Genomic DNA, 15,176 nt, shown 5'->3' on the forward strand with positions numbered 1-15,176 from the left:
AGAGAGATATGCATCTGCAAGGAAAACATGCACTTGTCACCGGCGGCGGCACCGGAATCGGCCTCGCCATTGCCCGCGCCTTGGCCGCTGAAGGGGCGCAGGTCACCATCACGGGCCGCCGTCAAAGCGTACTCGAGGAAAACGCGGGCAACGGTCTGCACGCTCTTCAGATGGATGTGGCCAACGAAGACTCGGTAGTGAACGGCGTTGCCGCCGCCGTTGAAGCCCGTGGACCCATCCAGATCTGTGTCGCCAATGCCGGCGTCGCCGAAGGCCGAGCCCTGCACAAATCCACACTGGACGAATGGCGTCACATGATGGGTATCAACGTCGATGGCGCGTTCCTGACCATCCGCGAAAGCCTCAAGTCCATGGTCACGACAGATTGGGGCCGCGTTATCGGTGTCTCCTCGATCGCGGGTCTGCGCGGTCTCAAGGGCGCGCCTTGCTACTCTGCCTCGAAACATGCGCTGAACGGCCTCATCAAGGCGCTGTCGGCCGACTATGCGGGCAAGCCCTACACCTTCAACTCGCTCTGCCCCGCCTATGTCGACACCGACATCGTGACCTCCAACACACAGAAGATCATGCAGCGCACCGGCCTCTCCGAAGAGGAAGCCCACAAGCTGATGGTTGGCGTCAACCCGCATGGCCGGCTGATCACCTCGGAAGAGGTCGCCGAAGCCGCCATGTTCCTCTGCGCGCCGAATTCCGGCTCGATGAACGGACAGACCATTCAAATCTCCGGCGGCGAGATGTAACCTCGCCCCATGACCCGCGACGAGTTCAACACCTACTGCGCCACCTTCCCGGCAACATCCCATGTGGTGCAGTGGGGGAACTCCGACGTCTGGAAAGTCGCGGACAAGGTCTTTGCCATCTGTGGCTGGGCAGACAAGGTGGATGCCTTCACCTTCAAGGTCAGCGAAATCGCTTTCGAAGTGCTCCAGGAAACCCCCGGCATTCGCCCCGCCCCCTATCTTGCCTCGCGCGGCATGAAGTGGCTGCAACACTATGCGGCCCCCGGCCTCTCCGACGAAGAGCTGCGCCGGCACATCGCGATCAGCTACGAACTCGTCTCCAAGGGGCTGTCCAGGAAAAAACGGATCGAACTCGGTATCCCCCTCGAATTCCCGCACCCGTCAGATTAACCCTCTGGCAACCGGTGTAAAACCGCGATGCGTCGGTATCGCCACCTCCGCAATACCGACACGATACCGACGTAATACCGACGTTGGTTTTGCCTTGCCCCACACCGGTTAACCGATAGTGTGATGCCTTGCGAGTGAGGGAGCCTAAGATGACGAATTTCCAAGCCACCAAGGCCATGTTCGACCTGCCCGAGGGCCTTATCTATCTTGATGGGAATTCGCTTGGCCCCCTGCCCTCGGCCGCCTCTGCCGCCATGCAGGACGTCATGCAAAATCAATGGGGTGAGATGCTGATCACCGGCTGGAACAAGGCCGGCTGGATGGATCAGCCCACCCGCGTCGGCGACCGCATCGCCCGCCTGATCGGCGCGGAACCCGGCCACGTCGTGATGGGCGATACCCTGTCCATCAAGGTCTATCAGGCCCTCGCCGCCGCCCTCGACCTCGCCCCAGAAGGCCGCAAGGTCATCCTCTCGGATTCCGGCAACTTCCCCTCCGATCTCTACATGGCAGACGGGCTTATCAAGTCCCTGAAACAAAACCACGAATTGCGCATCGTTGCGCCCGAAGACGTGGCCGAAAACATCACCGAAGATGTCGCCGTTCTGATGCTGACCGAGGTCGATTATCGCACCGGTCGCCTGCACGACATGAAGGCCCTCACCACCCTCGCCCACGCGAAAGGCGTCGTCACGGTCTGGGATCTCGCCCACACCGCCGGCGCCACCGACGTCCGCCTGTCCGAGTGCAACGCAGACTTTGCTGTCGGCTGCACCTACAAATACCTCAACGGCGGCCCCGGAGCGCCCGCATTCATCTATGTCGCCCCGCGACACGCCGACACCGCCCGCCCTGCCCTCTCCGGCTGGCTTGGCCACGACGCCCCCTTTGCCTTCGACCTCGACTACCGCCCCGGCGCAGGCATCGAACGCATGCGGGTCGGCACACCACCGGTTCTTGCCCTGACCGCCCTGGAAAAAGCACTGGATATCTGGGACTTGACCACGATCTCCGACGTTCGGCAGAAATCCCAAGACTTGACCGCCCTTTTCATTTCCGAGGTCGAAAGCAGGTGCCCCCAACTGCAACTGGCCACCCCTCGGGATCCCGCCAAACGCGGCTCCCAGGTCTCATTCCACTTCGAACAGGGCTACGCCGCCATGCAGGCCCTGATCTCGCGCGGCGTGATCGGTGATTTCCGCGCCCCCGACATCATGCGCTTTGGTTTCACACCACTCTACATCGACGAAACAGACGTTCGCGCGGCCGTTGATATCCTCGAAGACGTCATGACCAATGCCCTCTGGGATCGCCCCGAGTTCAAGACGCGCTCGAAAGTAACCTAACGTTAAACCCTGCGCCTTAATCTCGCCTCACGGGTTTAAGGCCAATCAGCCACCCCCAAGAAAACAACATCCGGAAACTCTGAACGGTTTAGGCCGTGGCCCCATTTTTGCCGCAATCCGCGGCACAAACCTTAATCTTTCCTTAATACTCTCCGTTTTCCGCCAAAACGCTCCGTTACCAATTTGGAAACAATCGGACGATCCCGTCCCCCGAAGGAGCGCGAGCGAAGATGCCAAACGGTTATCTCGTCACATTGGAAAACGGCAGCCTCGACCCCACCGATTCCATCGGCGGCGGTCTGGTTTCCTTTTCCACCGATAGCGTTCTGGGGTCAGGCACTTGGGTCTGGTCCGGCACCTATGCCGGCACCACCTATACCAACACCTCGGAGCCCGGCGTCTACTACCTCGCGACCAACGGAAACGTCTATTTCGTCCCCGACTATGGCCCGGTCGACACCATCACCAGTGCTTCGGTCACAAGTGCTCCGACCTTCAGTACCACGGACGGCGAGATCGACGGCACCGACGCAAGCGAAACCATCGACGCCACCTACTCTGACGCCGACGGAGACAGCGTCGACGGCGGCACCGGATCAGGTACCGGCGGGCTTGGCGACAGCATCCGCGCCGCGGATGGCGACGACACGATCTCTTCCGGAGCGGGCAATGACACCGTCTATGGCGACGAAGGCAACGACGTCATCAACGGCGGCAGCGGGGATGACGTTCTCTACGGCGACGGCTTTGATAGTGGCACCGCGGAAAGCCTGAATTGGGATGCCGCAGGGGCCGACGAGAGCGACCTCAGCGGCGGCTTTACGCAAACCACGGGCGACATGGATGTCGCCGTCAGCTTTGACACCACAGCGCAAACCACTGGTATCACGGTCGAAAGCACCGACACTGTCTATACCGAGACCGGCGAACCCTTCGACGCCAACTCAAACCTCAGCCTGACCGGATCGGGCGTTGGCACCACCTCGACGACAAACATCGACTTTTCCTCGAACACCGATGGCATCAGCGACTCGGTTCAGGACGTTTCCTTCCGGATCAACGACATCGACCAATCCGGCTGGCAGGACATCGTCACCGTCAACGCCTTTGACGCCGAGGGAAACCCCGTCCCTGTCACCATTTCGCTGGACGGCAACGAAACCCTGTCCGGCAACACCATAACCGCAGGGGCCTCCTCGGACAGCAGCTCAAGCGCCAACGGTTCCGCCCTGATCGAAATCGCGGGTCCTGTGTCCTCGATCGAAATCATCTATGAAAACGGCGGTTCCTCCGGCCAGGCCCTCTGGGTCAGTGACGTCCACTTCACCACGATGGTCGAAATCGGCAACGGTAATGACTCTATCGACGGCGGCGAAGGCGACGACATCCTGCATGGTCAGGACGGCGACGACACGCTGGTCGGCGGCACAGGTGCGGATCAGGCCTATGGCGGCGCCGGGGATGACCGTTTCGAAGTCAGCCACGGCGACACGGTCGAGGGGGGCGACGGTGATGACGTCTTCCTGCTTCTGGACCTTGGCGAAGGCAACACCGACGGGATCTCCATCACCGGCGGCGAAGGCGACGAAACCGGCGGCGATCTCCTATACCTCGGCGACATCGCAGACGTCAGCACCCTCGTCATCACATCCGAAGACAGCGTTGCAGGCGGCTACAGCGGCACCATCCAGCTCAATGACGGAACCGTCGTCACCTTCTCGGAAATCGAGAATATCTTCGATGAAAACCTCAAGTCTGTCGTCTGTTTCACCCCCGGCACCCGCATCCTGACGGCGAAAGGCGAACGCCCGATCGAAAGCCTACAGGCAGGCGACCTTGTCCTGACCCGCGACGACGGACTGCAACCGATCCGCTGGATCGGGGCCACCACCGTCGAAGGCCAGGGCGCCTTTGCCCCGATCTACCTTGGCCAGGATGCCCTTGAAGGCGCCAATCGCCCGCTGATCGTCTCGCCGCAACACCGCTTCCTCGTCGACGACTGGCACGCGGATCTTCTGTTTGCAGAACAAGAGGTTCTGGTTGCCGCCAAGCACATGATCAACGACCACAGCGTGATGCAACTGCCCTGCCCCAAGGTGACCTATATCCACATGATGTTCGACCGGCACCAGATCGTCTATGCCGAGGGCGTCGCTACCGAAAGCTTCCATGCTGCCGACTATGCGCTGTCAGGCATGGGGCCCGCGACACGCGACGCCATGTTCTCGGCGTTTCCAGAGTTGCGTGGGGATGTTTCGGCCTATGGCCCGACCGCGCGGACCTGTCTCAAGGCGCACGAGGCCCGCCTGCTGTTTCCCGCAAATGCCCCGCAACAACCCGACACAGGTCAGGCGCTGCGCAATACCTTCTGAGGCCGCCGTTCTTCGGCCCAAGCGCGCACTGCTGATCCAAACGCCTCAAACAGGGGGCGAGACACCGGATCGTTGGCGGCATCCCATTCCGGATGCCACTGCACCGACAAGGTAAAGCCCGGCGCATCCTTGATATAGATTGCCTCCGGCGTGCCATCCGGCGCATGACCGTCCACTTCAACACGGGTACCAGCCCGCTTGATCCCCTGCCCGTGCAGGGTATTGGTCATCACCTTCTGCGACCCCATCAACTCGTGGAACACCCCACCTTCCGAGAAGGTCACCACGTGGCGCAGCGCAAATTTTTCTTCCAGCGTGCCATCGGGCGGCATCCGGTGATTGTCACGCCCCGGCAGATCGCGGATTTCCGGATAAAGCGATCCCCCCATGGCGACGTTCACTTCCTGAAAGCCACGGCAAATCCCGAAAAACGGTTGCCCGCTCTCAACGCAGGCCCGCACTAGCGGCAGGGTGATGGCATCGCGCGCACGGTCGAATTCGCCATGCGCATCTGTCGCCACCTCGCCGTAATGTTCGGGGTGCACGTTCGGACGCCCCCCGGTCAGCAGGAAACCGTCACAGATGTTCAGCAGTTCATCTACGGAAACAAAACGTGGATCAGCCGGAACCAAAATCGGCATACAGCCAGACACCCCTGAAATCGCTTCGGAATTCATGGTGCCTCCGGCATGCGCCGGGTACTGGTCATTGATAAGATACTGGTTGCCGATAATCCCTACGACGGGCCGTGTCATGGTGTCCTCGCGCCTTTAGTCGCTCTCAACATAAGCACGCCCCGCCGGAATGGCAAAGGGGATCAGGCCTCGCCGGTCAGCCCTGCCGCCTCGATGCCTGCAAGAGCGGCAATCGCGTCATTGTCCGAGGTGTCACCGGTCACCCCAACCGCTCCGATTACCTCGCCTTTCTTGTCACGGACAAGAACGCCACCAGGCACAGGGATCACCTGACCGCCGTAAACGCCGTTAACCGCTGCCATGAAATAGGCCTGGCCTTCCGCACGCGCCATCTGCGCCGTGCCCGCCATCCCCAGCATGACCGAGCCATAGGCCTTGCCGTGCGCAATCGCGAAACGCCCGGGAGCTGCCCCATCCTCACGCTCGAACGCCTGTACGTTTCCACCGGCATCCAGCACGACAACCGAAAGCGGTTTCAGTTCCAGTTCGCGCCCTTTTTCAAGCGCCTTACGAATGATTGTCCGGGCCTTACGGAGTGAGATGGCCATGAGATTTGTGTCCCTTCAACGGAGATTTGAACATGTTGAAAAGGAGGGCACGCACCCTCCTTTGTGATTTTTTGCGTTACAAGCTGGCCTTCAGCTCAAGGCGGCGCGCGTGCAGTACCGGTTCGGTATACCCCGAGGGCTGAACCCGCCCACGGAACACGAGGTCGCAGGCCGCCTGGAACGCCACGCCATCAAAGCCCGGCGCCATCGCACGATACAGGGGATCACTGGCATTCTGACGGTCCACGACACCGGCCATCTTCTGCATGGCCTCCATGACCTGCGCCTCGCTGACCACACCGTGATGCAGCCAGTTCGCCAGCGCCTGCGAAGAAATCCGGCAGGTCGCGCGGTCCTCCATAAGGCCCACGTCATGGATATCCGGCACCTTGGAACAGCCAACACCCTGATCGACCCAGCGCACCACGTATCCAAGGATACCCTGGGCGTTGTTCTCGATCTCTTCCTGGATCTCGGCGTCGCTCAGGTTTTCACCGCTCATGACCGGAATGGTCAGCAGATCATCCAGCGTCCCACGTGCACCACCGGCCTTGATCTCGTCCTGACGGGCCAGAACATCAATCGCATGGTAGTGCGTCGCGTGAAGCGTCGCTGCCGTCGGCGAAGGCACCCAAGCACAGTTCGCACCGGATTTCGGGTGGCCGACCTTCTGTTCCAGCATTGCGCCCATCATGTCGGGCATTGCCCACATGCCCTTGCCGATCTGCGCCTTGCCCTGCAGACCACAGGCCAGACCGATGTCCACGTTGCGATCCTCGTAAGACAGGATCCAGGGCGTGGTTTTCATCGCACCCTTGCGCAGGAAAGCACCGGCTTCCATCGAGGAATGGATTTCGTCGCCCGTCCGGTCAAGGAAACCGGTGTTGATAAAGGCAACGCGATGCTTTGCGGCGCGAATGCACTCTTTCAGGTTGGCACTGGTGCGGCGTTCCTCATCCATAATGCCGATCTTCACGGTGTGGCGCGGCAGGCCAAGGATGTCTTCAACCTTGTCAAAGATGCGATCGGTAAAACCCACTTCCTCCGGCCCGTGCATCTTCGGCTTCACGACATAGACCGAGCCATGCACCGAGTTCCCGCTGTCGCGCTGCAAATCGTGCATCGCGATCATCACGGTGGTCAGGGCATCCATGAGCCCTTCGCCGATTTCGTTACCCTCGCGATCAAGCGCAGCAGGGTTCGTCATGAGGTGCCCCACATTGCGCACCAGCATCAGGGAACGCCCCTTTAACGATTTCTCCTCACCTTCCGGCGTAATGTAGGCAACGTCATCATTCAGAACGCGGATAAAGGTCTTGCCGCCCTTGGAAACCTCTTCCGAAAGGTCGCCTTTCATAAGGCCAAGCCAATTACCATAGGCCACGACCTTGTCTTCGGCATCAACACAGGCAACCGAGTCTTCGCAATCCATGATGGTCGACAGGGCAGATTCCAATGTCACATCATTGATGCCTGCGGGATCGGTCGCACCAATCGCACCACTGGCGTCGATTTCAAGGATGACATGCAGACCCTTGTTCTTCAAAAGAACACGCGTTGGTGCCGCCGCGTCGCCAACGTAACCCGCAAATTGGTCAACCGACTTCAACGCCGGTGCCAGAACACCCCCTTCAACCGAGATGCCCGACACATCTTTCCACGAGCCCGAGGCAAGCGGAATCGCATCATCCAGGAACCCTTTGGCCCATGCGATCACCCGCGCACCACGGTCTGCGTCATAGCCCTTTCCGGTCGGCAGGTCGCCCAGCGCGTCGGTGCCGTAAAGCGCATCATAAAGCGATCCCCAGCGCGCATTCGCAGCATTCAGTGCAAAGCGGGCATTAGTGATCGGCACCACAAGCTGCGGCCCGGGAACCTTGGCAATCTCGGGATCGACATTGGCGGTTTCGATCTCGAAGTCCGCGCCTTCTTCGACCAGATAGCCAATTTCCTTCAGAAACGCCTTGTATTCCTCGGCATCATGCTCTGCCCCCTTGCGGGCCATGTGCCAGGCATCAAGTTTCTGCTGCACCTCTTCCCGCACCGCCAGAAACCTGCGATTTTCCGGCCCCAGTTCGTGCGCCAGTGCGCTCAGGCCCGACCAGTAAGCATCAGCCGATACGCCGGTCCCCGGCAAAGCACGTTCTTCGATGAAAGCCACAAGGGCCGGATCGACCCTGAGCCCATGTTTCTCGATACGTTCGGACATGACTATCCCTTCCAACTCCACTCTCTCGCGATCCGATGTAGAACAGAAGTTTCCTATAGGCAACAAAATTGGTTATTTTTTCTTACCAAAGTTACCTTCAAAATTTTCAAGCGAATATCAAACACTCTCCTTGAATTCAAAACAGCCGATTTTCGCCGCTTGAAGCCGCGCTCTATTCCATTAGGTTTCAACGCAACCACAACTCAGGAGTTCCCGATGCGCGATGCGGCCCCTCAGACGATCTATCTCAAGGATTACACCCCCTTCGGGTATCTGATCGACAGCGTCGATCTGGTCTTCCGCCTGCATCCCACCAAGACCCGCGTCCTCAGCACCATCCGTTTCCGCCCGAACCCGGATGCCAATGACAGGCGTTTTTTCCTGCATGGTGAACAACTTGAGCTGATTTCGGCAAAGATTGACGGCACCGAGGTTTCGCCCATGAAGGTCGAAGGCGGCATCGAAGTCACCGCCCCTGACGCCCCATTCACATGGGAGGCCGAAGTCGAGATCAACCCCGAAGCCAATACCGCCCTCGAAGGTCTTTACATGTCAAATGGCATGTACTGCACCCAATGCGAGGCGGAAGGGTTCCGAAAGATCACCTTCTACCCCGACCGCCCCGACGTCATGGCCACGTTCAACGTGCGTATCGAAGGCGAAGAACCTGTTCTGTTGTCCAACGGCAATCCCGGTGCCAGCGGCAAGGGTTTTGCCGAGTGGTCCGATCCGTGGCCCAAACCCGCCTACCTGTTTGCCCTTGTGGCCGGAGATCTTGTCGCGCATCCCGACAGCTTCACGACCAAGTCGGGCAACGCCGTCGCGCTCAACATCTATGTCCGCCCCGGAGACGAGCACAAATGTGCCTTCGGAATGGAAGCCCTCAAGAAATCCATGAAGTGGGATGAAGACACTTACGGCCGTGAATACGACCTCGACATCTTCAACATCGTTGCGGTTGACGATTTCAACATGGGCGCGATGGAAAACAAGGGGCTGAACATCTTCAACTCGTCCTGCGTTCTGGCTTCACCCGAAACCTCGACCGATGCCAACTTTGAGCGCATCGAAGCCATCATCGCCCACGAGTATTTCCACAACTGGACCGGTAACCGAATTACCTGCCGCGACTGGTTCCAGCTCTGCCTGAAAGAAGGCCTGACCGTTTTCCGCGACCAGCAGTTCACCGCTGACATGCGCTCAGCCCCGGTGGCGCGCATCGACAACGTGCTGGCCCTGCGTGGCCGTCAGTTCCCCGAGGATCAAGGGCCGCTTTCCCACCCCGTACGCCCGGAGAGCTTTCAGGAAATCAACAATTTCTACACGGCGACTGTTTATGAGAAGGGTGCCGAAGTCATCGGTATGCTGAAAACGCTTGTCGGTGACGAAGACTATGCCAAGGCCCTCGACCTCTATTTCGACCGCCACGACGGTGACGCCGCAACCATCGAAAACTGGCTGAAAGTATTTGAGGACGCCACCGGGCGCGACCTGACGCAATTCAAACTGTGGTATTCACAGTCCGGCACGCCACGGGTTGCTGTTCGCGAGGAATATGAAGGGGACACTTTCACCCTGCATTTGACGCAGACTTCTGCCCCCACTCCGGGGCAGGAAGAGAAACACCCACAAGTCATCCCCGTTGCCGTCGGTCTTCTGAACCCCAATGGCGACGAAGTGATGGAAACCCGCGTGCTGGAACTGGACAAGGCAGAGCAGAGCTTTGCGTTTACCGGCCACGCAACCCGCCCGATCCCCTCGGTCCTGCGCGGCTTCTCGGCTCCCGTTACGCTCGAGCAGGATATCGACAATGACCGCCGCGCCTTCCTGCTGGCGCATGACACCGATCCGTTCAACCGCTGGGAAGCGGGCCGGATGCTGGCGCGCGACTCACTCTTGAATGCCATCATCAACGACGCAGCCCCGAATCCGGCCTACCTTGAAGGCCTCAAGGCCGTCGTGCGCGATGCCAACCTTGACGCCTCCTACCGCGCCTTGATGCTTGGGCAGCCGACGCAATCGGAACTGGCCGCGCTTCTGCATGAACAGGGCGTCACCCCTGACCCGGCCAAAATCCACCTCGCAAGCGAAGCCCTACGCGACGCCAAGGCGTCTGCGCTGGCTGACATTCTGCCCGATCTCTATAGCGACAACACCGTGACCGCGCCGTTCGCGCCGGACGCCGAACAATCCGGCAAACGCGCCCTTGGCAACGCCGCCCTCTCTCTCCTGACCCGTTTGGATGGTGGCGCGGCGGCGGCGAAACAGTATGCGGCCGCAGACAACATGACCCTGCAACTCGCCGCCCTCAGCGCCCTTCTGGACGCCGGCAAGGGCCAGGACGAACTGGTCGCTTTCGAAACCCAGTGGAAGCACGACCGCCTTGTCATGGACAAATGGTTCAGCTTGCAGATCATTCAGGCCAAACCCGAGGCCGTGGCCGCCACAACCCGCGCCCTGACCGCGCATCCCGATTTCGACATGAAGAACCCCAACCGGTTCCGCGCCGTCATGGGCGCGATGCAGATGCAGCACGCAGGGTTCCATCACGACAACGGCGCGGCCTATACCCTGCTGGCCGACTGGCTGATCAAACTCGACCCGCTGAACCCCCAGACAACCGCACGCATGTGCTCCGCGTTCCAGACGTGGCGGCGCTATGACGAGACGCGCCAGTCGCGGATCAAGACAGAGCTGGAGCGCATTCTCGCAACGCCGAACCTCAGCCGCGACACAAACGAAATGATCACGCGGATTCTGGGATGACCAAGCCTCCCCTTGTCCACACTTCGTCAGGCCGCACGCCCCGCACCTGGATTGCCGTTCTCTTCGCCCTTGCGATCCTCGCCGGTCTCTATTCGGTCGGGACACTGCCCTGGCTTCTGGTTCTATTTGCGCTTCCGATCCTTCCGGCGATCTGGGATCTGGTGAAGAACCCCACCACGCGGTTCGAACTGAATGACACGGCCATCCTGTGGCAGGCACCGGGCCAGGATGCAGAAGTCGGTCTCTCCCATATCGAAAAGGCCCGTTTCGATACCCGCTGGGATTTCTCGGTGCGCGTGACCCTGATCCTTGCGGGCAAGCGCAAACAACGCATCCCCCAGAATGCGACGCCCCCGCATCAAATCCTTGAAGAGGCGATGAAAGCACGTGGCATCAAGGTAGAGAGACACCATTTCAGGGTGATCTGACTGCGCCATTTGCACGCCAAAATCGCCAGCAACATTCCCACAAGGTGCCATGTTTCGGCCTGAATGCTCCGTCAAGTTGTATCGCAACGGATGGAGCCTGAACCCGAATGTCACTGTTTTCTAAACCAACGTCCAAGATTGCCGACCTGCTGTCGCCCTCATTGCGTGCATTTTCGCGCAAGCCCCCTGAAGTTTCCGTACCCGGCCCCGCCCTTGCCCCCGGCAACGTGACCTACCGTAAGATGCTCGGACAACTGCATATTCCCGTGATTTCGGCACCCAAGGACCAGAAGGAAGGCGTTATTGCGCAAGAGCTTGGCCTACGCTGCGCCCGTCAGGAGGAATGGGGCGAATTGGCCAACCGGATTTATGACGCTGACCAGTGCCGCGATACAACGCAGGCCGGCCTCGCGATTGCCGAACTGCTGGCTTATGGTGCGCGCTCGGATGTGGTGCGCGCCGCCGAACACTCGCTTCTGCATGGCCGCCCCGCCAATGACTCACAATTCTTTCATGGCGTAGAGGCCCTCGAGTCCGTTCTTGAAGACCATCCCGACTGCTATCCGCTGGCCCTCGTTGTTGCTCATATGCACATCGATATTGGCTGGGCATGGCGTGGTGCGAAATCCAATGAAGACATTCACCCGATAAATCGCGAAGCGTTTGAGGCGCATTTCGAACGCGCCCAGACCATCCTCGACAGTTTCAGCCCGGAAGCACAGGGATCACCTGCCCTGTCTGCCGCCCGCTGTGCCCTGTTACCCGGTCAGACCAACCCCGCGCTGTACCTTTCGCGCGAGTTCGAACGTCTGATTGACCTTGATCCGATGAACCCGCGCCACATGCGGGCGCTTGGCAACTACCTCCTGCCGCGCTGGTACGGAGATTTTCAGGCCCTCGATCTCGAAGCCCGCCGCACGGCAGCCCGCACCTACGAAGACTGGGGCGCTGGCGCCTATACCTGGGTCTGGTTCGATGCCGTATTGGTCGATCCCGACGGCTTTGACATGATCGAGATGGACTACTTCCTCGATGGTGTGCGCGACATCCTCGCCCGCCGTCAGGACCAGCACGTTGCCAACCTGCTTGCGGCCCACCTCTATCAAAGCTGGCAGATCGCGCGCTCGCGCTACAACGAAACGGGCCAAAACCCCGAGATCGCGGCCAACCTGCGACAGGGGTTCGAAGACATCATCACGCATCACCTGCGTGAGGTGCATCCGCTCATCTGGGGCCACGCGGAAATCGGCTTCGAAAACACCGCGCGGATCATTTCGGAAGAGCGTCTCGCCGACAAGGGTCGCCAAACCGCCCTCAAGGCCGTGGCCATGCCCTTCCTCAAGCGCCTTCAGGAAGGGCACACGGTCACTTTTGGCCCGGATGGCATCACCCAAAGCAACTCCTGAGCCGCCTGCCCTCTTGCTCCTGTCCAAGCTCTGCCCTAGAACGCGATCCAATTGCGTTCAAAGGAGTCTGGCATGCTCGACCTGACATATGAATCCCCCAAGCCCAAGATCGTCGCTGGCGCCAAGCAGGACTGGGAACTGGTCATCGGTATGGAGGTCCACGCGCAGGTCAGCTCGAATGCCAAGCTGTTCTCGGGTGCATCCACCAAGTTCGGCGCCGAGCCGAACTCGAACGTGGCCTTCGTTGACGCGGGCATGCCCGGCATGCTTCCGGTCATCAACGAGGAATGCGTCGCACAGGCTGTGCGCACGGGTCTTGGCCTCAAGGCGGACATCAACCTGTTCTCCGCTTTCGACCGCAAGAACTATTTCTACCCCGACCTTCCGCAGGGCTACCAGATTTCGCAGCTCTATCACCCGATCGTGGGCGAAGGCGAAGTGCTGGTCGAAATGGGCGACGGCACCGCACGCAACGTGCGCGTCGAGCGCATCCACCTTGAGCAGGACGCGGGCAAGTCGATCCACGACATGGACCCGCATATGTCTTTCGTCGATCTCAACCGGACCGGCGTTGCGCTGATGGAAATCGTGTCCCGCCCTGACATCCGAGGACCGGAAGAAGCCGCCGCCTATATCGCCAAGCTGCGCCAGATCATGCGCTACCTCGGCACCTGTGACGGCAACATGCAAAACGGCAACCTGCGCGCAGACGTCAACGTCTCGATCTGCTCGCCCGGCGCCTACGAGAAATACCGCGAAACCGGTGACTTCGGCCATCTCGGCACCCGCTGCGAGATCAAGAACATGAACTCCATGCGCTTTATCCAGCAGGCGATCATGATTGAGGCCGAGCGCCAGATCAAAATCGTCGAAGCCGGTGGTGAAGTCGAACAGGAAACCCGCCTCTACGATCCGGACAAGAACGAAACCCGTTCGATGCGCTCCAAGGAAGAAGCCCACGACTATCGCTACTTCCCCGATCCCGACCTTCTGCCGCTCGAGATCGAGCAAGGCTGGGTCGACGACATCGCCGCCAACCTGCCGGAACTGCCCGACGCCAAGAAGGCCCGCTTCCTCGAAGATTTCGGCCTGAGCGATTATGACGCCTCGGTTCTGACCGCCGAAGCCGAAAACGCCGTCTATTTCGAAGCGGTTGCCAGCGAAGCAGGTGACGGCAAGCAGGCTGCCAACTGGGTCATCAACGAACTGTTCGGCCGCCTCAAGCGCGAAGACCACGACATCACCGAAAGCCCGGTGTCGCCCGTTCAGTTGGCCGGTATCATCAAGCTGATCAAGTCGGATGCCATCTCGGGCAAAATCGGCAAGGACCTGTTCGAAATCGTCTACACCGAAGGCGGCGACCCCGAGCAGATCGTCGAAGAGCGTGGCATGAAGCAGGTGACCGACACCGGCGCCATCGAAGCGGCGCTGGACGAGATCATCGCCGCCAACCCGGCGCAGGTCGAAAAAGCCAAGGTGAACCCCAAGCTCGCGGGCTGGTTCGTGGGTCAGGTCATGAAAGCCACCGGCGGCAAGGCCAACCCGAAGGCTGTAAACCAGCTGGTCGCCCAAAAGCTGAACACCTGATTTCACGCCCCAAGAAAAGTCACGTCGCGTCGGTGCCCCACCGGCGCGATATTTTTTTGCGCCGTCCCCGGTTTCTCCCTAACGTGACGGCAAGAGATCAACCAAAGCAGGCTTCTCATGCAATTCGACGCCCCCTTCCTCTCTGACTTCATGGAGCTCGAACAAGATTGGATCGACTATAACGGCCACCTCAACATGGCCTATTACAGCGTGCTGTTTGACCGTGGTGTCGATCAGATCTGGGAGCGTCTGGGATTTGGTGCCGGGTACCGCGAGAAACGGGGCTTTACCACCTTCTCGGCGGAGTTCCACATTTGCTATCTCCGCGAGGTGCACCTTGGCAGCCGCGTACGGGCCTCGTTCCAGCTTCTGGATCACGATGAGAAACGGTTTCACTTCTATCAGGAGTTGATCCACGAAGACGGTTGGATTTCCGCCACCGGCGAGGGCCTTGGCCTGCACATCGACATGAGCGGCCCAAAAGTCGCCCCCATGCCCGAAGACATTCGGCAAAACATGCGCGCTTTGGCGAAAGCACATGCCGACCTGCCCGTGCCCGACCGCGTCGGAAGACCAATGGGAATTCCCAAGAAACCAACGTGAACCACCGAAACTCGGATGCAGACGGACACACTTCCGCCTGCTATAGTCATGTCATTAAGTGACTG

12 protein-coding genes are annotated in these 15,176 nt (G+C 59.9%); 9 read left to right on the forward strand and 3 right to left on the reverse strand.

Going from position 1 to position 15,176, the window contains the following annotated elements; genetic code table 11:
• Positions 1-8 precede the first annotated feature (8 nt).
• From ABWV42_RS02585 to ABWV42_RS02600, 4 genes are all read left to right on the forward strand, one after another.
• Positions 9-761, forward strand: coding sequence for an SDR family NAD(P)-dependent oxidoreductase (locus ABWV42_RS02585; RefSeq protein ID WP_255105258.1), 753 nt, complete (start codon positions 9-11; stop codon positions 759-761).
• A gap of 9 nt (positions 762-770) precedes the next feature.
• The gene (locus ABWV42_RS02590; protein WP_353338770.1) at positions 771-1,151 is read left to right on the forward strand and encodes an MmcQ/YjbR family DNA-binding protein; all 381 of its coding nucleotides are present in this window, start codon (positions 771-773) and stop codon (positions 1,149-1,151) included.
• 149 nt (positions 1,152-1,300) lie between these two features.
• Complete coding sequence (kynU, locus tag ABWV42_RS02595; protein ID WP_353338771.1) at positions 1,301-2,497, forward strand: kynureninase; 1,197 nt, start codon at positions 1,301-1,303, stop codon at positions 2,495-2,497.
• A 230-nt stretch (positions 2,498-2,727) separates the two neighbouring features.
• Positions 2,728-4,869 (forward strand): Hint domain-containing protein, encoded by a 2,142-nt coding sequence (locus ABWV42_RS02600; RefSeq protein ID WP_353338772.1) that lies wholly within the window; start codon positions 2,728-2,730, stop codon positions 4,867-4,869.
• On the opposite strand, the gene ABWV42_RS02605 is transcribed toward ABWV42_RS02600, so the two are convergent.
• From ABWV42_RS02605 to ABWV42_RS02615, 3 genes are all read right to left on the reverse strand, one after another.
• Positions 4,845-5,624 carry a gamma-glutamyl-gamma-aminobutyrate hydrolase family protein gene (locus tag ABWV42_RS02605; RefSeq protein WP_353338773.1) on the reverse strand — a complete coding sequence of 260 codons (780 nt, stop codon included), beginning with the start codon at positions 5,622-5,624 and terminating at the stop codon, positions 4,845-4,847. The genes ABWV42_RS02600 and ABWV42_RS02605 overlap by 25 nt on opposite strands.
• A gap of 62 nt (positions 5,625-5,686) precedes the next feature.
• On the reverse strand, positions 5,687-6,112 hold the full coding sequence (locus ABWV42_RS02610) for a GlcG/HbpS family heme-binding protein (protein ID WP_353338774.1): 426 nt from the start codon (positions 6,110-6,112) through the stop codon (positions 5,687-5,689).
• Between the two features lie 76 nt (positions 6,113-6,188).
• Positions 6,189-8,321 (reverse strand): malate synthase G, encoded by a 2,133-nt coding sequence (locus ABWV42_RS02615; protein WP_353338775.1) that lies wholly within the window; start codon positions 8,319-8,321, stop codon positions 6,189-6,191.
• A 216-nt stretch (positions 8,322-8,537) separates the two neighbouring features.
• Between ABWV42_RS02615 and pepN the strand changes: the two genes are divergently transcribed.
• The 5 genes from pepN to ABWV42_RS02640 all read left to right on the forward strand — a co-directional run bounded on the left by pepN (position 8,538) and on the right by ABWV42_RS02640 (position 15,111).
• Positions 8,538-11,087, forward strand: a complete 2,550-nt coding sequence (pepN, locus tag ABWV42_RS02620) for an aminopeptidase N (RefSeq protein WP_353338776.1) — start codon at positions 8,538-8,540, stop codon at positions 11,085-11,087.
• Positions 11,084-11,515, forward strand: a complete 432-nt coding sequence (locus ABWV42_RS02625) for a hypothetical protein (protein WP_353338777.1) — start codon at positions 11,084-11,086, stop codon at positions 11,513-11,515. The genes pepN and ABWV42_RS02625 overlap by 4 nt, the downstream gene beginning before the upstream one ends.
• A gap of 107 nt (positions 11,516-11,622) precedes the next feature.
• Complete coding sequence (locus ABWV42_RS02630; RefSeq protein ID WP_353338778.1) at positions 11,623-12,921, forward strand: hypothetical protein; 1,299 nt, start codon at positions 11,623-11,625, stop codon at positions 12,919-12,921.
• Between the two features lie 72 nt (positions 12,922-12,993).
• Positions 12,994-14,508, forward strand: a complete 1,515-nt coding sequence (gene gatB, locus ABWV42_RS02635) for an Asp-tRNA(Asn)/Glu-tRNA(Gln) amidotransferase subunit GatB (protein ID WP_255105235.1) — start codon at positions 12,994-12,996, stop codon at positions 14,506-14,508.
• Between the two features lie 117 nt (positions 14,509-14,625).
• A complete protein-coding gene (locus ABWV42_RS02640) occupies positions 14,626-15,111 on the forward strand; it encodes a thioesterase family protein (RefSeq protein ID WP_353338779.1) in 486 nt (161 codons plus the stop codon).
• Positions 15,112-15,176: the final 65 nt, after the last annotated feature.

This window comes from Pelagimonas sp. KU-00592-HH (assembly GCF_040369695.1).
GTDB lineage: Bacteria > Pseudomonadota > Alphaproteobacteria > Rhodobacterales > Rhodobacteraceae > Shimia.